This is a genomic window from Burkholderia sp. SIMBA_062 (genome assembly GCF_046534765.1).
In the GTDB taxonomy this organism is placed as follows: domain Bacteria; phylum Pseudomonadota; class Gammaproteobacteria; order Burkholderiales; family Burkholderiaceae; genus Burkholderia; species Burkholderia ambifaria.
Map to the genome: position 1 here is coordinate 1 of NZ_JAWRYD010000517.1, position 245 is coordinate 245.

At 37.1% G+C, this 245-nt stretch carries 1 pseudogene; it reads left to right on the top strand.

Features of this window, described 5'->3' with window-relative positions:
- Positions 1–245: pseudogene (locus tag SB786_RS37285) on the top strand (TonB-dependent siderophore receptor); the annotation flags it as partial.

Consider the following 245-nt stretch of genomic DNA (forward strand, 5'->3'; position numbering starts at 1 on the left):
CTTGGATATTTTTGACCCTCAAATTTATGATCAGTCTGGTGGTCTAGAGTTTGTTAAAATTGGGAATCTTATTTATTTGCCTGAGCTCACAACTCAAAGTCTTGGCGGATTTGTTCAATTTAAGCATCAATTTAATGACCAATGGGCTGCTGAGATTGGAACTCGTTATGAAGATAGTTACGCTGAAATCGATAGTTTCATCCCATTATCTCAGTTAGGTAAACCAAACCCTTATACAGTCCAAG